We start from the raw sequence: 20,665 nt of genomic DNA on the forward strand, positions 1-20,665 counted from the left end.
TGTCGCGATCAGGGCGTTCGTGAAACCCGCACCTCCGTTTCTTTGGTTCCGCCTTTCTGGAAAACGATGGCGCATGTAAACGTCTCGCCGTCGACAAGTTGCTGCCGCGTCTGCAGCAGCATCACGTGATGTCCGTCGTGCTTGAGTTCGGTCGTCTTGCCCTCCGGGATTGGAATGGACTTGATCTCGCGCATGGCTGGGGCGCCTTCACCGCGATCGACCGTGTGCCTTACGGCGAAGTTCGCGAACGGACAGCGGACGCGCAACAGGGCGTCGGCTTCGGCCGCATCGTTCCTGATCGTCATCACAAGCGGGAGATCGATACCGATCTGATCGGACGCATGCACCCGGGCGTTCGTCACTTGCAACGCTTCACCTGCCGCGGCGAACCCGCGCGTCAGCCAAAGAACAGCAACCAGTCCGAACACAAGAAATGCAATCCGGCCGCGATCAAGCCGTGCGCCATCAGCACCTGATGTCGCTGTCGCGGTCATCGGCTATGTCTCGGCCGAAGGGTAATCCTGTAAATGCGCGGTCAGTCGAGGTACACAAGCGAGGGATGCCCAAACGAAACTCTTCGTTCTGCACATTGGCGTGCCTCCCAAGATCGATTTTTTCTTGTTTCTTGGCGTCTCAAGTTACGCCTCAAAATAAGGCGCTCAAAGGGCGCTGCGCTTTTTTCCCGACAAAAAATGCGCCACCACGTTTTGCGGCGCGGGCTGAACCGGCTGCTGCATTGGGCGGGCAGTTGGTCCAGGTGCCTGCGGCGCTCGCGCCACACTGGATGTCCACAGCCATACCAAATTCTGTGTCTCCACGCTGGTGATCGGGTGATCGAACAGGCCGCCTCAGTTCCGCTGTTGGGCCTCGCTTTTGCGCTCTGGACACGAGCATGCGGCATTGTCCAAAATCTCTCGGTACAGAGGAACCGCCCCGATGCCCATCATCGATTCCCAGGTCCATGCCTACGAGGCGAACAGTCCGAAGCGGCCTTGGCACAGTGTGCCGAACTGGCCCGATCACGTCACGGGTGACGAGATGGTGGCAGCGATGGACGAGGTTGGCGTCGACGGCGCGATCTTCATCTCGGCTTTTTCGTTGTATCGCTATGACGCCAGCTATGCCGTGGAAGTGCAGCGAGCGCATCCCGGCCGGTTCGCGATCGTCAAGCCGGTCGACCCGGATGACCCTGATGTGGCCGACGTCGTCGCGGAGTGGAGGAAGACGCCGGGCGCGGTCGGAATCCGCATCATGCTGACCAAGGAGGCCAAGCGTGCGCCTGACCATCCCGGCCTCGACCGGATTGCGCGTGCGGCGGTTCGCCATGATTTTCCGGTCAACCTCCACTGCTGGGACAATCTGGATGCGGGCAGGGCGCTGATCGATCGCCATCCCGACACGCGGTTCATCATCGATCATCTCGGCCTCCTGCAGCCACGTGTTCCGCCGGCGCCGCCAGAGCCTTGGGCGGAGCTGCCGAAGGTGCTGGAACTCGCTGCGCGGCCGAACGCCGTGATCAAGGTCAGCGGCGCCTGCACGCTGTCGCGCGAGCCGTATCCTTATCCGGATATCTGGGACCCGCTCGCCCGCGTGTTCGATGCCTGGGGTTTCGAGCGCTGCCTGTGGGGCACGGACTGGACGCGCGCATTCGCCGTCGTCAACTACGAGCAGGCGGTCGAGCCGTTCCTCAGGACCAGCCGCCTGAACGAGAGCGAGCGCGCCATGCTGATGGGCGGGGCCTGCGCCAAGGCTTATGGCTGGTCGCCGAAAAAAGGCTAGCGCGCAGGTCATCCACCTTGGGAGGAAACGCGATGGAATTTCGAACCTTTGGCCGCACCGGGATGCGGCTCTCGATCCTCGGCTTCGGCTGCGGCGCCGTCGGCGGGTTGATGGTGCGTGGCGATGCTGCCGACCAGGAGCGAGCCATCGCGCGCGCAATTGCCGCTGGCGTCAACTACTTCGACACCGCGGTGCAGTATGGCGACGGGGAATCGGAAAGGAACCTTGGCCGGGTTTTGCAGAAGCTGAAGCCGGTCGACGTGGTTGTCGCCACCAAGGTCCGGTTGCCGCCTGGCGATCGTGATCGCATTGATGAGGCGGTGCGGCTATCGCTCGAAGGCAGCCTGGCGCGGCTGCGGCTCGAGCGGGTCGATATTTTTCATCTGCACAATCCCATCACCGAGCAAGGCGGCCGGTCGGCGCTGAGCGTGCGGCAGGTGCTGGACGAGGTGGTGCCGGTGTTCGAGCGGCTGCGGCGAGAGGGGAAGATCCGGTTTCTCGGCATCACGGCGCTGGGCGATACGGCGGCGCTGCATCAGGTGATCAATGCGCGCGTGTTCGACAGCGCGCAGGTCGTCTACAACATGCTCAATCCGTCTGCGGCCGGCGAATTGCCGGCGCGCTATCCGGCGCAGGATTATGGACGGCTGTTCGATCACACGGAAACCGCCGGTGTTGGCGTCGTGGGCATCCGCGTGCTGGCCGGCGGGGCGCTGTCGGGTTCGGCGGAGCGTCATCCGATTGCGGGCGCTGCGCCGGAGCCGATCGGCTCTGCCATGAGCTACGATGCCGATGTCGATCGCGCGCGCCGGCTGATGCCGCTGGTGGAGGAGGGATTTGCCGCCAGCCTGACCGAGGCCGCCACGCGGTTTGCGATCTCGCATCCGGCGATGGGCACGATCCTGGTCGGCATGGCGACGCCGCAACAGTTTGAGGATGCGCTCGCCGCGGTGGAGAAGGGCCCGCTGCCGCAGGCGGCGCTCGACCGGCTGTCGGAACTGCGGCTGGCGTTTGCTGGCGAGGCGCGATGATCGAAAAACGACGGTCTCGGCTTCCCCTTACCGAATTATTAACCAATCTGCATCAGCCTTAACGGATTATTAACCAATCTGGTTCGGGATTGGCGTCGCGACCAACCGGCACCAAGGGAGCACCTGATGGATACCCGAACGTCTGCCGCACCCGACGAAAAAACGCCTCCGTCGGAATTGGCTTCGGCGACACAACTCAGCAAATCGGAAACGCAAGAGAAGTCGCAGCCCTCCAGCGAACTGGAGATCAGCGCCGAACGAATCAACTCTTCCGTCGCCCGGCTGACCTCAAACTCGATAGGCGAACTTCAGGGGTTGGCTTCCGAACTCCAAAAAATGCAGGACTTCCTGCAGGCCGAAGTCAACAACGTGCAGCGCCAAATCGACAGCGCGTTGGCCGGAATCAATATCATCGTCGAAACGATTAGTCCGTGGAAAAGTATCGCGGGCTCACAAACACTGCCATCCGGTACTCGCAATGTCCGCGCGGGGGGACCGGCGGCCAATATTGAGCAACGCAGTCGCGTCGGGTAGCAGCGTCGCGCGCGTCGCCCGGCCGATATGCAGACTCCCCGACCGAACTGGCGTCGGTGCGGATGCTCGGCTTCATCTCTGCGAGCGCTTCGGTCGAAGTGTACGCTGCGCGGAAGAGAGTGAACGCCGGATCGCCACCACCGCGTCACCAAATCGCCTAACGACTCAACGACACTATTGCAGCGGGGCGCGGGCGATGCGCATGGGTGCATGCAATGGTGCGCTATGGGTCCAATCTATGTCTAACGCCGGCCCTGAGTGGGCTGATTATGGTCGCGCTGCTTGTGCTTGGCGCGATCGTCGTCCGAAGTCTCGGACCGGCTGAGAAAGGTGACCGAGTCATTGCCGTGTCCGAACACAGTAAGGTGAGCACGCGCACTACTCCCGAGAACGGTGGCCGAGCAACCCTCGATCTTGGTGTCGCAGACCTGAGAGGGTCGCTGCCGTAAGATAACTTGCGGTTTACGCTGTCTGGAAAGAGCGGCGGTCTGCGTTCCCCGGATGCTGTGCAGCACGCCGCTTGCGGCGTGATGCACTGCTGATCCGGGGTCCACCGATGCGTGGGTCCGGCTCTGCGGAGCAGCGCTCACGCGATGCACCGCGTCCGGGACACGCAGCTAGAACGCCACCACGATTTTGCCGAGGTGCTTGTTGGCTTCCATGTGCTCGAACGCTTTGCCGATCTCGGCGAAGGGATAGACCTTGTCGATCGGCAGTTGCAGTTTTCGCGATTCTACGGCCGGCCAGATGTCTTTGCGGACCTCGTCAAAAATCTCGCGGATTTCTTCGATACTGCGGGTGCGGAAGGTGACGCCGATATAGTTGATGCGGCGGGCGGCGTGGAGGTCGAAATTGAAATCGGCGTGGGTGCCGCCGAGCCGGCCGACATTGACGATGCGGCCCTTGACCTTGGTGGCGGCGAGATTCTGGTTGGCGACCTTGCCGGAAACCTGGTCGACGATCAGGTCGACGCCTTCGCCGTTGGTGGCGTTGAGCACCTGATCGACCCAGCCGGGGTCGCTGGAATCGATCGCGAGATCGGCGCCGAATTCCTTCAGGCGGCCGCGGCGCATCGCGTCCGTCGAGGAGCCGATCACGAGCTTGGCGCCCTTCAGCTTGGCGATCTGCATCGCCATCAGGCCGACGCCGGAGCTGGCGCCCTGGATCAGGACGCTCTGGCCCGGCTGAAGCGCGCCGTTGGTCACGACGGCGTTGTGCATGGTGGCGAGCGCGACGGGGAGGGTGGCGGCTTCCTCGAAGTTCATGTTCGAGGGTGCACGGAACAGCCGGCCGTGGTCGGCGAGCGTATATTCGGCAAACGCGGCTGCGCCCGAGCCCATGATCTTGTCGCCGACCTCAACACCTTCTGCGTCAGGCCCGAGCTCGGCGACTTCGCCCGCCCATTCCATGCCGAGTACGGTGCCGACGCCACCGGCCGCGCCATGCACGTGGCCCTTGGTCATGCCGAGGTCGGCGCGATTGAGGCCGCAGGCATGCACCTTGACCAGCACCTGCGTGCCCTTCGGCGAGGGCTTTGCGACCTCTGATATTTCGGCGCCGTTGGCGCCGTAGACATAGGCTTTCATGGGCTCTTCTCGTTGTTGGCGGAGACTGTTTTTATTCTGCTGCCTGACGCTGCGCGCCCGACAGCATGCCTTCGAACCGGCTGCGGATGATCGCTTCCGCATCGCGCACGATGCGCGAGATCAGTTCGGCGCAGGTCGGGATGTCGTGGATTAGGCCCTGGACCTGGCCGGCCGACCAGATGCCCTCATCGGCGTCGCCGGTGGCGTAGACCATCTTGCCGCGGGCGCCGGCGACGAGTTCGCGCACGTCCTCGAATTTCGCGCCTTCCCTTTCCATCGCCACCACCTTGGTCGAGATCGTGTTCCTGGCGACGCGCGAGGTGTTGCGCATGGTGCGGAAGATCAGTTCGGTCTCGCGCTCGTCATTGGCGACGATGCGCTCCTTGACGAGCTGGTGAATCGGGCTTTCCTTGGTGCACATGAAGCGCGTGCCCATGTTGATACCCTCGGCTCCGAGCGCGAGGGCTGCGACCAGGCCGCGGCCGTCGCCGAAACCGCCGGAGGCGATCATCGGTATCTTCACCTTGTCGGCGGCGGCCGGGATCAGGATCAGGCCGGGCGTGTCGTCCTCGCCGGGATGGCCGGCGCATTCGAAGCCGTCGATCGAGAGCGCATCGACGCCCATCCGCTCCGCCGACAGTGCGTGGCGGACGCTGGTGCATTTGTGGATGATCTTGATGCCGTGCTTCTTGAATTCGGTGACGTGTTCCTGCGGCTTGTTGCCGGCGGTCTCGACGATTTTGATGCCGGCCTCGATGATGGCCTGGCGATACTCGGCGTAAGGCGGCGGCTTGATCGCGGGCAGAATGGTGAGGTTGACGCCGAATGGCTTGTCGGTCATGTCGCGGCAGCGCGCGATTTCCCTGGCGAGATCCTCCGGCGTCGGCTGCGTCAGCGCGGTGATCAGTCCGAGCGCGCCGGCATTGGCTACGGCCGCAACCAGCTCGGCGCGGCCGACCCATTGCATGCCACCCTGGACGATCGGGTGCTCGACGCCGACGAGCTCGGTGAATCGCGTCTTGATCATGTCTGCCCTCTGTCGTGAGATTTCGATGGGCAGGATGCCGCCACCTCCTGCAAAAGTCTACGGGGTGCGGGGTGGTGGTCAGGACAACGCCATCATGCAAAAGCAGGGGCTGGTTTCCGCAGGGCGGAACAAGTCAGCGTGGGGTCCGGTATTTCCGAGATCACCCGCTAACCGAACATGCTGCCTACGTCCAGATTCACGCAAGGTACCACCCACACCCGAACGGGTGTAACTGATATCGTGTCTATCGCCCGAACGTTTGCGATCCGAATTGACGACTCGGCTTTTGGCTTGCCGAGGTGACATCCTCTCTTGAGTGCGGGAGGCGTCCGTCCGGTCGGCGCGAAACAATTTCGGTAGGGCAACAGTCATGGATCATCGGAGTGTACCGGACCCTGTTCACGGCGTTCCCCTCGACCGCAAGCCTCAGCTCGGAAACGATCTGCCAGACTCGTGGTGGATGTCCGCGGATTCATGGCCACGCTTCCTGACCCACACGGGAGATAACAGCGCCGGCAATGGCGGCAAAGGTCATTTTGCCGGGAGCCTGATCCATAGCAGCTACGCTGGTTTCGAGCCGCTCAACGTGGCGTGGCCGGGCGCCCATGCGCCAGCCCTCGCCAATCAGACGAACATCGCCTATTTTGATCAGTCCGCAAGCCAGATCGCGGGAGTTGGCGGTGATGGCGGCAATTGGAACGCCGCATCGGGTGGAAGCGTCGGCGCGCTCGGGCCTGCCGGCCCTGGCGTGATCGCCACCGGTGACAACAGTGCCGGCAATGGTGGCGATGGCTACTTCTCCGGAGCAATGGTGCATGCTCCTGTCGCGGTCTATAACCCGATCAATATTGCGGTGGCGGGTGCCCATGCGACGGCCGACGCTCATCAGACGAACAACGTGGAGTTCGATCAATCCGCGACCCAGATCGCTGGAGTTGGCGGCGATGGCGGTAACGGAAATGCCGCATCGGGTGGAAATGTCAGCGCGATCGGGTCTACCGGCTCCGACGCGCTCGGTACCGGCGACAACAACGCCGGCAATGGTGGCGACGGGTACGCCTACGGGGGTATCGTTCACGCGACCTTTGCGTTCTACTATCCGATCAACATCGCCGTGGCGGGATATAATTCCACCGCAAACGCCGATCAGACAAACAATGTGGTGTTCGATCAATCCGCTTTTCAGATGGCCGGCGTGGGGGGTGATGGCGGGAACGGTAATCACGCGGTTGGCGGAACTGCAGATATCTTCTCTTCCATCTTCGAGTTAATTGGCTCTGATGTAATAGCGACCGGTAACAACAACGCCGGCAACGGCGGCAACGGCCACTTCTCGGGAAGCATGATCGACATCGACGTGGCGATCTACGCCCCGATCAACATTGCGGTCGCCGGCTACAATTCAACAGCCGAGGCTCATCAGAGCAACAATGTCGTGTTCGACCAGAGCGTGATCCAGATTGCCGGAATCGGTGGCGACGGCGGCCACGGCAATGCTGCGCTTGGCGGCGATTTCGCCATGCATCTGTTGTCGGACCTTCACCTGCTGGATCATGCCTAGAGCCTGTTCCGTTTCGATAGAATCGAAACGCGATTCCAGGTTTTGATTTGACGCGTCTTCCTGGCGCGAACCTCTTCGCTTCACTCGAAAACGCTCGAGCAGCACTGGAGCTGCGCAGATCTCCGCGGCGCGACGCTAGCATTTCGGGCGTACACCGTTGCCACTGGGTGGCATCAGCTTTGGCGGCTAGACCGCGCCAGTCTCCAAATCCAAAATCGTTGCTGTCCACATTGGGACGCACAGTGCGCAAACCAAGTCAGGGAGTCTCACATGGCAAAGGCATCATTTCCTTCCGACACGATCGTGTTCAAGGCGTCGACCGGCGGCAACAGCGCAGGGAACGGTGGAGACGGTTACAACGAGGGTAACATCATCAGCAACCCGAGTATCCACTTCAACCCGACCAACAAGGCCGAAGGCGCCGACGTCCACGTCAAGAACGGCGATGACGTTTATCAGAAGGCATACTGGGACGCCGGGGGCGCGAATGCGAAGGCGGAGAAGCATTCCAAGGCAGAGGGCGGCAAGGCCGTCTCGAATGGCGACCAGGAATCGGAGAGCGGCCATAACAAGTCCGACGTGGATGCCAACACGAAGGCCTATCAGGAAAACTGGCTCGCTGCGGACCAGAGCCAGACCGTGATGGCCGGTGTCGGCGGCGACGGCGGAGACGAAAACAAGGCGGAAGGTGGAGATATCTACTTCAAGGCCAGCATCGAATCCGCGAACCTGAACGACGTGCTCAACGATTCCAAGTACTTCCATATCGACGATTCAGGCATGTTTAGCTGATCCATGCCTGTGTGGGGTGAGGCCGGCGGCGCAATGCCGCCGGTTCTCAATTCGTCGCGGAGTCGACGGGGAACGGGCGGAAGGTTCGGATTTCAGATCTGGCGGGACCGCAATGCTGATGCCACCGCTCCGGCTGCAGACGATGTCACCACCGCGGACGCCGTTGAAGTCGGCGTTGCGGGCCTGCGCGGGGTCGTTCGGACTCGTTTTCGCATATAGCTGCAGCTATAATCTCCTTCTTCTCGCGCCTTCCATCTATCTGCTTCAGATCTATGATCGCGTGCTGTCGAGCCGCAGCGGCGATACGCTCCTGATGCTGACGCTCATCGTCGCGTTTACCGTCGTGGTCGGCGGAGTGCTGGATGCGCTGCGCCGCGCCGCATTGGGCCGGATGGGTGAGTGGCTTGAAGAAGAACTCCATCCGGCAGCGCTCTCCGCCTGCCTCAAATGCGCCCATGTCGATCGGGCGCGGGCATCGGAAGCCTATCGCGACCTTGCGGTCCTGCGTCAGTTCGCCCAGTCCGGAGCCTGCTCTACGCTGTTTGACGCGCTCTGGACGCCGCTCTTCCTCGGGGTTCTCTTCCTCGTGCATCCCTTGCTCGGGGTGATAGGTGTGCTCAGCGTGCTCTTCCTGCTTGGGCTCGGGCTTGCCGAAGACCGGTTCACGGAAGCAGCGCGGGCGCGGTCGGCTGCCGCGGCGACGAGGAGCCAGGGATGGTTCGGCATGGCCGTCGGAAACCTCCACGTGATCAGGGCTATGGGAATGCTCGACGGCACCGCGCGCCTGATCCGCCAGACTGCGCAGGATGCGAGGAGCGAGCAAGAGGTGGTCCAGCGCCGCCATGAAACCATCATGCTGATTTCCAAACCCGCGCGGGCGCTGGCGCAGGTCCTGATCATGGGTACTGCCGCCTGGCTCGTCCTGGAACAAAGCCGAAGTCCCGGCATCATCTTTGCCACGACCTTGTTGTTCGGACGCGCGCTCGCGCCCGTTGAAGGGGCGGTTGCAGGCTGGAAGGCTTTCGCGATGGCCTTGGCCGCCTACCGCCGGCTCAACGACGTCATGTCCGGCGTCACCACGGTTGCGAACGTCAGAGACCTGCCGGAGAGGCCGAAGGGCAATCTCATTGTCAACAATGTTGGCGTCGCCGTCTCAGGATCGGACTGTTGGATGCTGAAGGACGTCTCATTCAGTCTCGCACCCGGTGAATGCCTGGGCATCATTGGTCCATCTGGCTCCGGCAAATCCACGCTCGGCAGGATCATCACCGGAATCTCCGCGCCGACGGCAGGTTCGGTCCTGCTCGACGGCATCGATATTCTAGCCCTGCACGATTCGCGCGGCGGCGGGCGCCTCGGATATCTGCCGCAGGATATCGATCTGGTCGGAGAAACAGTAAAGGACATCATTGCACGGCTGGACGACGCCGATCTGCAGAAGATCATCGAAGCAGCGAAGCTGGCCGGCCTTCATGAGACGATCATTCGTCTCCCGCAGGCATACGATACGGTCGTCAATGGCGCAGCGGCCAATCTCCCACGTGGATTTCGCCAGCGCCTCGGCCTTGCACGGGCGTTCTTTGGCGACCCGCACCTCGTGGTCCTCGACGAGCCGAACTCCAGCCTGGACAGTCTCGGCGAGCGCATGCTCTTCGACGCCATCGAACGGATGAAGGCGGCCAATACAACGGTGATCATCATCACCCACCGGATAGGGATCCTCGGCGCAACGAACAAGCTTGCCATCATGCAGGGCGGCGCGATCAGCGCATTCGGTGAGAGCAGGGAAATTTTCGAAAGGTGTTTGGCAAGACCCCAAGTTACTTCGCGTGACCCGGTCTCATGAAGATTTCATTCACTCACGTCGATGTTCGGGAGAATCCACGCTGGCTGAGATCGGCGGCGCTGGCGCTGCGCGGTGTCACCTGGATCCGCATCAAACGTCTTCACCGTCTCTGGGCTCGCCCAAAAATTGCATTCGCTCACGTTGAGATCTGGGAGGTCCCTCGGTGGCTGAGGTCGGCGCCGCCGGCGCTCCGCGACCGGCTGCGCGGCGTGACCTGGACAGGAAATCTGCTGGTTTGCGGCTTCGTCATCGGTCTCGGTACCTGGTCGACCTATGCCCCCCTCGAGAGTGCCGCGATTGCTGTCGGCACCGTCGAGTCCGAATCGAGCCGCAAGACGATTCAGCACCTTGAGGGCGGCATCATCAGGGAAATTCTGGTCGCGGACGGCGACGTTGTCCGTGCTGGACAAACGCTGATCTCGTTGGAGGACACCAAGGCCCGTGCCGAAGTCCAGAGCCTGCAAGGCCAGTTGTGGGAGGCGACGGCGCGAGAGGCACGGCTGCAGGCGGAACAGCGCGGAGACGAGCGGGTATCATTTCCGGGCAGGTTGGAGATGGCGCAGATGGCGAGTCCTTCAGTCGCGGATGTCCTTGCGGGTCAGCAAGCCATCTTCGAAACGCGCCGGCAGGTCTTTCTATCGCAAGCGGCCGTAAATCGGGAGAAGCGGTCGCAGGTGGAAAAGGAGATCGAGGGCCTCAGGGCGCAGGAAAGCGCCGCCGCAAGGCGCATCGACATCGTCCGCGAGGAAGCGGCGACGGTGGCCACGCTCGTCAGCAAGGGGCTTGAGCGGCGACCGCGGCTTCTGAACCTCGAGCGAGAGATAGCTGACATCGAAGGACGGCGGGGAGAGATTGTCGCGCAGATATCGCGCGCGGGGCAGGCCATCAACGAATCCGAGGCTGTTCTCCTCAAACTGGAGCATGACCGTCAAAACGAGATCGCGCAGTCGCTGCGCGAAGTACAGAACCAGATCTTTCAGATATGGGAACGACTGCGGGCGGCCGACGACCAACTCTCGCGAACGATGGTCAAGGCGCCCGAGGACGGCGTGGTAACCGACCTGAAGATCCATACGCCAGGCGGCGTTATCGGCGCCGGGGCACCTCTCATGGATCTGGTTCCCCGGCAGGATCGGCTCATCGTGATTGCGCGCGTCAGGCCCGAAGACATCGATGTGGTCCGTCTCGGACTGAGCGCCGAAGTGAATCTCCTGCCCTACAATCAGCGCCGCGTACCACGGCTCCATGGGACTGTGACGCACGTTTCTGCCGACCGTCTAGTCGATAAGCGCACTGATCAGCCGTACTACGCGGCGAAGATTCGGGTTCAGAATCTGGTCGGCGCCGGGATCGATAGTGTGCAGATTATTCCGGGAATGCCGGCGCAGGTATTCATCAAGACGGGTCACGGCACCGTGGCGCTCTACGCTCTCAGGCCTCTGCTCGACAGCTTCCACGGCGCGTTCCGGGAGGATTAAGCTGCGACCCGAACGGCGAGCTCGGGCAGCTCTCAAGATGATCGCACGCGTGAGGGTAGAGCGCGATGACCTTTCTTCGGATCGTCATCTCGCTCTATCTCTTTGATTTGAGCATGATCTCCGCGCAAACGCGTTCGCGTTTGTCGCGATGGAAAACCGGTTTCCACTTTTCCGGATCATGCTCTAGGCATGACCGTTGGCTCGCCGGCTCCAGCGAACGACCGCCTCGGTACGGTTATGTGCGGAGCATTTTCGCATGATACGTTGAATATGCATTTTTACAGTGTTTTCCGATAGGTTGAGCCTGACGGCAATCAACTTGTTCGGAAGGCCAAGCTGCAGCGCCTCGAGCACATGTTGTTCGCGCGGCGTAAGATCGACCATCGCCTTCTCCGGCACAATCCTGGTGTTGCCGTTATCCTCGTTAGTTCCGAACAGCTCGGACGTATCTGGGCATCCCGATATCGTCTTGTGGCTTGTCCCTCCATTTTGCCCAACGATCGGTAACGGTCGGTAGACCCCACCGGCAAGGACCAGGCGTAATCCGGCAATAGCGAGTTCAACCGGGATCGATGTCGGAAAGAAACCGCGCACTCCGCGTTGCATCGCGGCCGAAGCCGTCGCATCGTCGTCGCGGTTTGACAACACAGCAACGGACGCTTTCGGGCAGGTTTCTGCAAGGAAGGCGAGGCTCTCTTCGATCGAAGGATCAGTGATCTGCTTGTGCCCGATATTCAGCGCGATCAAGCGGATGTCTCTGCCGGATAGCCAGTTCAGGCCACTAGTCGTTGCCATCTCGACGATCTCGAATCCAGTGAGTTCTCTCTTGAGGATATTGAGGATGCACGTACGCGCCAGGACATGTTGCTCGATGATCACGAGCACCGGCGAATTTTGTGATACCAAGGCCAGTTCCGCGGGATTAGAAAAATCGTCCATGATGTCCCCGAATTCAGAAATTAGCTGTCTCCACAAGTTTTGATTTCCATTTTCCATGGAGCAAATCTGCCCCACACACTCTGCAGCGAATTGCTGCTGATCGCGACGTTGCTTCCGAGCTTCGAGTTCGTTCGCAACGTCGTCACGGACCTTCTGGTCCGTCGCAATAGATCTTGGCAGCGGTCTTATTTTTCCATGTTAGCTGCAAATATTGCGGTACGCGCTCGCCGCAGCCGACTTGGCGGGGCCATCGACGACGTATGCTTCATCTTCCGTTACGAGATATAGAAACGGCCTGTCTCCGGTATCTTCGCCCGACGCCATTTTTCCTTTGACACGGCCGCAAATGGTGTCGACGGACTGCCCGAGCGTATTCTTGCGGATGGCCCGTTTCATCTCACCGAACTCGGCGGACGCCGGCTCCTCCAACTTTGCAGCAATCGTGGTCTTCGCCTTGATAATGACCGGATCGGACGTCTCAGCGGGCCGACCAGATGCCGGAGCCTCGACTTTCGCTTCGATCGCGATGGACTTCGCCTTTTTCTCAGCGGGTTGAGGCCTGTCGCGGACGTCGGCAACCGACGGCTTTTCCGTCTTCGTCGCGATCGTGGACTTGGCTTTTGTTGTCGCGGAATTGGTCTTGGATGACGTAGGCGCCGGTTCAATCGGCCGACTGGCCGCCATCCCGTTAAGACAGCCGGACCCGCTCGCGTCCGTGCACGCTTCCATGCTTGCTTGCGGCGGTAAAAGGCAGCTACAGCCAACCAGGGTCGCAGCCAGAACACCAATGAGAAGCGTTCTCATGCTAATCCCTCATAAAAGGGCCTGAGGTCCGCTCGCAATTCTTGCGGCGATCTAGAATGTTGCGCTGGTTGTCTATCATTTGCGCAAAAGTCTTAACTGTTGCTAAACGCCCATCCCGCGCCGCGGCGGTGGGCCCGGGCGCAATGCGGGGGGATGGGCTCGAATTGGCCTGTCGGCGGCCAATGATCGAGCGGGTTTTTTAGCGAAGCAGGGACCGTTCGCGTAAAGAAGCGCGTTGAAACAAGAGACTAGAGCCGCTTTTAGCTCAATCAGAACCGATAGGGCTCTACTTTGCTGAGACTGGAACGCCTCGCGGCGCATCGGATACTTCCGCCACGATGCTCTCATTCAGTTTCTGATTGACGATCTGGACCGTACGGTCGATGTCGGCGTTGGGTACGCCAAGCTGATGCGAGATCAGCTTCACCAGCAGGTCGACGCGCTCGATGGAAGGTGCGCCACCAGCGACCGCCCGGGCCGCCGACGAGGGCTTGAGAAGGCTTTCGGCTGCTTTGGCGTATTTCTCGAAAGGGACCTGATCGGTGGGATCGGCGCCCAGGCGCTGAGCGATGGCATCGACATGGTCGTAGATCGACTGCGAGAGATTGATATCGCCGTGCACCGCGTCGCGGATCGATTGCGGCTCCTGAAGTGTGATGCAGCGGTAATTCCCCGTCAACAGCATCGACCATTTGGCCAGTGGGACGAACATCGAATCGAACACTTTGAGTTTCACCGGAACGTCCTGGCCATCCAGCTTCACCGCATCGACGTCGGCTTCCAGCTCCCGAAGCAGCAAGTTATGTTTCTCATCCGCAAATGACGCTGCCTTGAAGTTTGTCGGCAGGCCGACATGAAGAACATTCGCCGCCTCTTCCGGTGGACGGAAGGCCTGCGGATCAGGGGAGCAGAGCGACACCAGATCCGGCTCGAACCGTTCCCATACCGCGGCGTTGGTATAGGCCTCCTCCAGCTCCATTTTCGCAAGCGCCGGGATCCGTTTGAGGTAGGGCAAGGGCGGCATGTTCATGACCGAAAGGCAAGGCAGCTTCGCCTCGGCGATTTTGATCATCAGAGCCTGGATCGCATGGTTGGTGTATTGCGGCTCCTGCATGGCAAGACCGACCAGATCATAACGGGAAGGATCGACGTCGGCGGGCTCGACCGCGTCCAGGATCCCGGGCAGGTCGCGCGAGAAGATCGGCCGGTGCGCCGCCTCGTCGCGCAGCTTGATGCGAACTTCGGTGCCGTCGCGATTGATGAGTTCTGCCGTCTGCTTCCGGCAAACCAGCGTCACGTTGTGACCCGCCATCAAAAGCTTTGTCGCCAGCAATGAGCCATACGAGGCTCCAAGGATCAGAATGTTGCGCGCCATGCGCCCTCCCACAGATAATGCTTTCCGGCGCGCCACTACTCCGGCGCAAATTTGCGAGCGCCTGCTTTGCGACAGGAGTTAAGCCGAATTGTTCGGTGCGATACCGCCGGCTTCCCTGGGAGTGCGCCCAGGAAATGCCAGCGGAGTTCGAGGCGACCGGTCAGGCCGACGCGACCAGCTTGTATGGCGTTGCTTCGTCGTCGAACGCGGTCGTGATGTCACGAATGCTGATGACGCCGATCAGGCTGTAATTGTCGATCACCGGCACGTGGCGGATGTGATGCTTGCTCATGAGGTGACGGACATGCTCGAGCGTATCCGCCGAGGTGCAGGAGACGAGCTGCTGCACCGAAATGAATTGCGAGACGCGCATGTTCACGCCGGCTGCGCCATGTTCGGCAATCGCGCGAACCACGTCGCGCTCGGTGAACATGCCGACCGCCGTGTTGCCTTCGGTGCGGACGACATCCTTGACGACAAGCGCGCTGATATTGCCGGAGCGCATCAATTGCGCGGCAATGGCGACGGTCTCGTTCATACGGACCGTTGCGACACGGGCGGCTTTCTTGCGCAGGATATCTCCGACTTGCATGGCAACCTCCTTGGGTGAACTATTGGTCTCAAGTCTGGTATACATAATGCCAATTGTCAACACGCAGAGCGTGGAATTCTCGCAGCCAAGATCGAGATAAATAGGCAGTATTATTGACGTTTTTGGAGCGTGCCGTGACATTCCAGGGGGAGGGGCCTCGGGTTTTATCGGCCTCATGTGGCGTCAGGTATGCCAGAGCTCGCTGGTCGTCAAAAGAAAACGCGCCCCACCCGGAGGTGAGCGCGTCTTGTTCTTGCCGTGGATCGGTGAGGTCAGGCCGCAATCTGCGACTTGGCGACCACCACCTTGCGCCAGGGCTTGAGCACAGCGATCGCCAGCAGCGAGGCCAGGATGTTCGCGCCGGCCGCGACGATGAACACGGTGTCCCAGGTGCCCGACGACTGCTGCATGTAGTTCGCCACCGGCACCAACAGCGCTGCGGTGCCCTTTGCCGTGTAGAGCAGGCCGGCATTGGTAGCCGCGAACTTCGCGCCGAAGGTGTCCGTGCAGGTCGACGGGAAGAGGGAGTAGATCTCGCCCCAGGCAAAGAACACGAAGCCCGACAGCAGCACGAACCAGACGGGATCGTGGCCCAGCATGTAGAGGCCCCAGATGCCGATGCCTTCCATGCCGAAGGCGATGAACATGGTGTTCTCGCGGCCGATCATGTCCGAGATCCAGCCGAAGAACGGACGCGTCAGGCCGTTGAGGACGCGATCGATGGTGGCTGCGAACGTCACGGCCGTCATCGTCACCGCCATCAGCGTTACCGGCACGCTGTCGACCTTCCAGTCGACGGCGATCGGCTTCAGGTTGGCGGTCACCATCAATCCGCCGGCGCCGACGATCACGAACATGAAATACATCAGCCAGAAGATCGGCTGACGGATCACTTCGGTGGGTTGATAGTTGCGCCGGGTCTGGATCACGTTGCTGTTCTGCACCGTCGGCACCTGTCCCGCTTTCGGCGAGAACATCAGGAAGGCGAGAATGACGATGATGATGCCTTGGCCGAGGCCGAAATAGAGGAAGGTGGTCTGGAAGCCGGAGTCCTTGATCATCGCCTGGATCGGCGCAACCGTCAGCGCCGAGCCTGCGCCGAATCCGGCGGCGGTGATGCCGGCCGCAAGGCCGCGCTTGTCGGGAAACCACTTAAGCGCGTTGCCGACGCAGGTGCCGTACACGCCACCGGCGCCGATGCCTGCGATGATCATGCCGAGATAGAAGCCGTTGAGCGTGGTCGCATGGGCGTTGATCGCCCATCCGATGGCGCAGAGGATGCCGCCGATCAGGACGACGAGGCGCGGGCCGTATTTGTCGACGAACCATCCCTCGACCGGCACCAGCCAGGTCTCGAACAGCACGAACAGCGTAAATGCCCACTGGATCGAGGCGCGATCCCATCCGAATTTCTGCTGGATGTCGGGTACGAAGAACGTCCAACCATATTGGTAGTTCGCGATCATCACCATCGCGGCGACGCCGATGGCCAATTGAGTCCAGCGATAGGCATCGCTCACTCGCGCCTCCGCGACGGGGGCTGCTCCGTGCACTGTATCCGTCATTTTTCCTCCAAAGGGCTGCTGTTCTATCGTTGCCCGACAGCTCGGCGCAAGTGTGGTATATGTTATGCCAGTAGACAAGGGAAAAATTGCATGTGTTCTAAGAATTCCCCCGCGTCGGTGAAAGCTGCACAAACGAAAAGGGCCGCGGGGTTGCGCGGCCCATCGTCGGAAGCGTCTTAAGCTATTGCTTTGCTTAGAGCTTAATCATGCGGTCGCCGCAGATCGCAGGCGGCTATATCCTTCCTGAATGACCGACCAGAACAGTGCGATCAATCCCAGGATCATGATCGTGCTGACGAGTGGATTGGAAAGGAACACTCCAAACGAGCCCTGGGATCCCAGAAGCGATTGGCGGAAGGCCTCTTCGGCCTTGTCGCCGAGCACGATCGCCAGCACCAGCGGGGCGAGGGGATAATTGCACTTCTTGAGCAGATAACCGATCACGCCGAACACCAGCATCAGCATGACGTCAAACGTGCTGCTATGGACCGAATAGGCACCGATTGCGCATAGCACCAGAATAAGGGGTGCGATGATGCTGAAGGGCACGCGCAGGATAGCTGCGAAAATCGGTACGCAGGTGAGCACGACGAGCAGGCCGACAATATTGCCGAGATACATCGAGGCGATCAGGCCCCAGACGAATTCCTTCTGTTCGACAAACAGCATCGGTCCGGGCTGCAGGCCCCAGATCAACAGGCCGCCGAGCAACACTGCTGCCGTCGGAGAGCCCGGCACGCCGAGCGAGAGCATCGGCAACAGGGCCGCTGTACCCGCGGCGTGCGCCGCGGTCTCCGGCGCAACGACGCCTTCGATCTCGCCCTTGCCGAAATTGCTGCCTTTCTTCGCGACGCGCTTGGCAATGCCGTAGCTCATGAACGAGGCTGGCGTTGCACCCGCCGGCGTGATGCCCATCCAGCAGCCGATGAAGCAGGAACGCAGCGAGGTCATCCAATACGCGGGCAGCTCCTTCCAGGTCTGGAGCACCACGCGCAAATTGATCTTGGCGGTGCCGCCGCGGAAGGCCAGCCCTTCTTCCATCGTCAGCAGGATTTCGCCGATGCCGAACAGTCCGATCACGGCGATCAGGAAGTCGAAGCCGTTGAGCAGGTGGGTGACGCCGAAGGTCAACCGCAACTGCCCGGTGATGGAATCAAGTCCGACCGCGGCGAGTGCAAAGCCGATCATCATGGCCGCAATGGTCTTGAACGGCGGTTCCTTGCTCAGGCCCACGAAGCTGCAGAATGCGAGGAAATACACCGCGAACTTTTCCGCAGGCCCGAATTGCAGCGCAAAGCTGGCGACCAGGGGAGCGACCAGCGTGATCATGACCACGGCGAACAGCGCACCGACAAAGGAGGAGGTGAAGGCGGCGGTCAGTGCTTCGCCGGCCTTGCCCTGCTGTGCCATCGGATAGCCGTCGAACGTCGTGGCCACCGACCATGGTTCGCCCGGTATGTTGAAGAGAATCGAGGTGATCGCTCCACCGAACAGCGCGCCCCAGTAAATACAGGACAACATGATGATGGCCGACGTGGGCGACATGCTGAATGTCAGCGGCAGCAGGATGGCGACGCCATTGGCGCCGCCCAGTCCCGGCAGCACCCCGATGATGACACCGAGCACGATGCCGATAACCATCAGCATGATGTTGTACGGCTGCAGCGCGACCGCAAAGCCGTGAAAAAGATTGACGAGTTCTTCCATCCCGATAATCCGATCCTGACTGTGCGTCGTTGTTTACAGGTCGAGCCACTCTTCCAACGGTCCCTTTGGAAGCGGGACCATGAACCAGCGCTCGAAAATCAAATAGGTGACGAGGGGCATGCCGAGTGCCACCGCCAGGACGGTGATCCAGTTGTATTTGCCCAGCCATCGCATGAACCATGCGATGAAAATGGTCGAAGAGACGTACAGCCCGATGAACGGCATGGAGCCGACATAAATGCCGGTGGGAATGACGACGCTGAGAACCTGACGAAGCTGTCCCCACTCCGCGAACAGTCCGTCATTGTCTTCGCGCAGCCCGTGCCACAGATTGATCCCGCTGGAAGCGACGATGAAAAGCCCGATATAGAATGGGAAGAACCCGGCGCGGGGGCCCTCAGCGCCCCAATTGATCCCCGCCTTGAGGCTGCCGGCGATCACGATCACTCCGAACAGAGCGATCAGTAGGGTGACGCCCGCTTCCACGAGCTTGTGGGTCGGGCCGGTGTTGCTCGAACTGCCTGTTGTCATCGAAACTCCATGCGCAATCGAGCCCGCGGAAACCGAGCCCGCCGTCTGCGTTGCTACCCCAATCGATCAGTGCTTCTCGGTCAGTTGCTCGGAGCGAGGAAACCGGCCTCTTTCATCAGAGCCTGATGACGCTTGTCCTCGGCCTCGACCCATTTGGCGTATTCTGCGCCGGTCAGGAAGGTCGTGTTGAATGCGCCGCTCTTCATGAAGTCCTGCCACTCGGGAGTGGCGCGAACTTTCTTGAACAGTTCGACATAATACTCGACCTGGTCCTTGGTGGCCCTGGGCGCCATGAAGATGCCGCGCAGCATCAGATATTCCATGTCGAGACCTGCCGACTTGCAGGTCGGAACGTCCTTCCAGCCCTTGCCGTCCGCGATCGGCTCATCGTAGGCCATCGGCTTTGCGTCAAAAACGCAGAGCGGACGCAGCTTGCCGCCGCGCCATTGCGCAACCGCCTCGATCGGATTGTTGACGGTCGAATCGACGTGGTTGCCGACGAGTTGAACGGCGACTTCGCCGCCGCCCTTGTAGGGAATGTAGGTGAACTTGGTGCCGACGGCTTTTTCCACGGCGACAGTGATGATCTGATCTTCCTGCTTCGAGCCGGTGCCGCCCATCTTGATCGAGCCGGCGGGAGCGGCCTTCACGGCATCGATGTACTCCTTCGCCGTCTTGTACGGTTTGTCGGCGTTCACCCACAGCACGAATTCATCCAATGCCAGCATCGCTACGGGCGTGAGATCTTTCCAGCTAAACGGAATTCCGGTGGCAAGCGGAGTGGTGAAGAGATTGGAGAGCGTGATGATGATCTTGTGCGGATTGCCGCCCGATCCCTTGACGTCGAGGAAACCTTCGCCGCCGGCGCCGCCCGACTTGTTGATGACGACCAGCGGCTGCTTCATCAGATTGTGCTTGGTGACGATGCCCTGGATCGTGCGCGCCATCTGGTCGGCGCCGCCGCCTGTGCCGGCGGGGACGATGAATTCAACGGGCCGCACCGGTTCCCACGCCGCAATTGCAGGAGCCGTGACGCTGCCTGCGCACAGCGCTGCAATCGTCCCTAATGCAAGTTGTGTAGAACGCCTCATTTGCTTCACTCCCGTTGAACTGTGGTTACGCCGGTCTTTGCCGGCTTGGTAAGTTCATTCCCGATCAAACGTTTCGGGTCTTCATGCACCCATGATCGTCGCGCCGCAATGGTTGCCTCGACGCTACTCCCGCGGGTTCGAATTGTACGAGGGGCCTGATCGGGCGGCATCCGCTCCTTTCGGCCAATTGTGAGTCTGAGAGGCGCAAGAAGAGGGGTGGGCACGCTCACGCTGCCCGTTCCTTGCGATATCGCCTTCGCTGTCCCTTGCGGACTGCACGGCCTAGCTCCCCCCTGGTATGCGCCCTTGTTCTGGTATGGGCGTTTTTAGAATTGTTGTATATGATATGCCACGATGCAACTGGTTTTTGGTTTCGACAGGAGGCTAGGCCAATTTGTCGCAGGTGATGCCCAAACAGGCAATCGGT

The 20,665-nt window shown here is 60.9% G+C and carries 18 protein-coding genes; 7 read left to right on the plus strand and 11 right to left on the minus strand.

The genetic code is table 11. From position 1 onward, the window contains the following. Positions 1–8: 8 nt before the first annotated feature. Positions 9–494, minus strand: coding sequence for a copper chaperone PCu(A)C (locus V1290_RS31470; protein WP_334367958.1), 486 nt, complete (start codon positions 492–494; stop codon positions 9–11). A 442-nt stretch (positions 495–936) separates the two neighbouring features. Between V1290_RS31470 and V1290_RS31475 the strand changes: the two genes are divergently transcribed. The 3 genes from V1290_RS31475 to V1290_RS31485 all read left to right on the plus strand — a co-directional run bounded on the left by V1290_RS31475 (position 937) and on the right by V1290_RS31485 (position 3,344). After that, entirely contained in the window at positions 937–1,779 is an 843-nt protein-coding gene (locus V1290_RS31475; protein ID WP_334367959.1) for an amidohydrolase family protein, read from the plus strand. Positions 1,780–1,811: 32 nt separating this feature from the next. Beyond that, a complete protein-coding gene (locus V1290_RS31480) occupies positions 1,812–2,810 on the plus strand; it encodes an aldo/keto reductase (RefSeq protein WP_334367960.1) in 999 nt (332 codons plus the stop codon). A gap of 126 nt (positions 2,811–2,936) precedes the next feature. Then, entirely contained in the window at positions 2,937–3,344 is a 408-nt protein-coding gene (locus V1290_RS31485) for a hypothetical protein (protein WP_334367961.1), read from the plus strand. 617 nt (positions 3,345–3,961) lie between these two features. Here V1290_RS31485 and V1290_RS31490 read toward each other — a convergent pair. Both V1290_RS31490 and V1290_RS31495 read right to left on the minus strand, forming a co-directional pair. Continuing rightward, positions 3,962–4,930 carry a zinc-binding dehydrogenase gene (locus V1290_RS31490; RefSeq protein WP_334367962.1) on the minus strand — a complete coding sequence of 323 codons (969 nt, stop codon included), beginning with the start codon at positions 4,928–4,930 and terminating at the stop codon, positions 3,962–3,964. Between the two features lie 31 nt (positions 4,931–4,961). Beyond that, complete coding sequence (locus tag V1290_RS31495; RefSeq protein ID WP_334367963.1) at positions 4,962–5,957, minus strand: NAD(P)H-dependent flavin oxidoreductase; 996 nt, start codon at positions 5,955–5,957, stop codon at positions 4,962–4,964. A 748-nt stretch (positions 5,958–6,705) separates the two neighbouring features. Between V1290_RS31495 and V1290_RS31500 the strand changes: the two genes are divergently transcribed. The 4 genes from V1290_RS31500 to V1290_RS31515 all read left to right on the plus strand — a co-directional run bounded on the left by V1290_RS31500 (position 6,706) and on the right by V1290_RS31515 (position 11,634). Beyond that, positions 6,706–7,518, plus strand: coding sequence for a hypothetical protein (locus V1290_RS31500; protein WP_334367964.1), 813 nt, complete (start codon positions 6,706–6,708; stop codon positions 7,516–7,518). A gap of 270 nt (positions 7,519–7,788) precedes the next feature. Next, positions 7,789–8,310 carry a hypothetical protein gene (locus V1290_RS31505; RefSeq protein ID WP_334367965.1) on the plus strand — a complete coding sequence of 174 codons (522 nt, stop codon included), beginning with the start codon at positions 7,789–7,791 and terminating at the stop codon, positions 8,308–8,310. A 142-nt stretch (positions 8,311–8,452) separates the two neighbouring features. Continuing rightward, positions 8,453–10,156 carry a type I secretion system permease/ATPase gene (locus tag V1290_RS31510; protein WP_334369234.1) on the plus strand — a complete coding sequence of 568 codons (1,704 nt, stop codon included), beginning with the start codon at positions 8,453–8,455 and terminating at the stop codon, positions 10,154–10,156. Positions 10,157–10,302: 146 nt separating this feature from the next. Continuing rightward, positions 10,303–11,634, plus strand: a complete 1,332-nt coding sequence (locus tag V1290_RS31515; RefSeq protein WP_442895090.1) for an HlyD family type I secretion periplasmic adaptor subunit — start codon at positions 10,303–10,305, stop codon at positions 11,632–11,634. Between the two features lie 183 nt (positions 11,635–11,817). Here the strand turns inward: V1290_RS31515 and V1290_RS31520 are convergent, their stop codons facing one another. The 8 genes from V1290_RS31520 to V1290_RS31555 form a co-directional block, all read right to left on the minus strand. Beyond that, complete coding sequence (locus V1290_RS31520; protein WP_334367967.1) at positions 11,818–12,630, minus strand: response regulator transcription factor; 813 nt, start codon at positions 12,628–12,630, stop codon at positions 11,818–11,820. Positions 12,631–12,771: 141 nt separating this feature from the next. Then, positions 12,772–13,377, minus strand: coding sequence for a hypothetical protein (locus V1290_RS31525; protein WP_334367968.1), 606 nt, complete (start codon positions 13,375–13,377; stop codon positions 12,772–12,774). A 286-nt stretch (positions 13,378–13,663) separates the two neighbouring features. Next, the gene (locus tag V1290_RS31530) at positions 13,664–14,752 is read right to left on the minus strand and encodes a ketopantoate reductase family protein (RefSeq protein ID WP_334367969.1); all 1,089 of its coding nucleotides are present in this window, start codon (positions 14,750–14,752) and stop codon (positions 13,664–13,666) included. 160 nt (positions 14,753–14,912) lie between these two features. Then, positions 14,913–15,344, minus strand: coding sequence for a CBS domain-containing protein (locus V1290_RS31535; RefSeq protein ID WP_065748322.1), 432 nt, complete (start codon positions 15,342–15,344; stop codon positions 14,913–14,915). Between the two features lie 272 nt (positions 15,345–15,616). Continuing rightward, positions 15,617–16,909, minus strand: a complete 1,293-nt coding sequence (gene oxlT, locus V1290_RS31540; RefSeq protein WP_334367970.1) for an oxalate/formate MFS antiporter — start codon at positions 16,907–16,909, stop codon at positions 15,617–15,619. A gap of 204 nt (positions 16,910–17,113) precedes the next feature. Further along, positions 17,114–18,616, minus strand: coding sequence for a tripartite tricarboxylate transporter permease (locus tag V1290_RS31545; RefSeq protein ID WP_334367971.1), 1,503 nt, complete (start codon positions 18,614–18,616; stop codon positions 17,114–17,116). 33 nt (positions 18,617–18,649) lie between these two features. After that, the gene (locus tag V1290_RS31550) at positions 18,650–19,147 is read right to left on the minus strand and encodes a tripartite tricarboxylate transporter TctB family protein (protein WP_334367972.1); all 498 of its coding nucleotides are present in this window, start codon (positions 19,145–19,147) and stop codon (positions 18,650–18,652) included. A gap of 80 nt (positions 19,148–19,227) precedes the next feature. Next, a complete protein-coding gene (locus V1290_RS31555) occupies positions 19,228–20,238 on the minus strand; it encodes a Bug family tripartite tricarboxylate transporter substrate binding protein (protein ID WP_334367973.1) in 1,011 nt (336 codons plus the stop codon). Positions 20,239–20,665: the final 427 nt, after the last annotated feature.

This window comes from Bradyrhizobium sp. AZCC 1578, assembly GCF_036924675.1.
Taxonomy (GTDB): domain Bacteria; phylum Pseudomonadota; class Alphaproteobacteria; order Rhizobiales; family Xanthobacteraceae; genus Bradyrhizobium.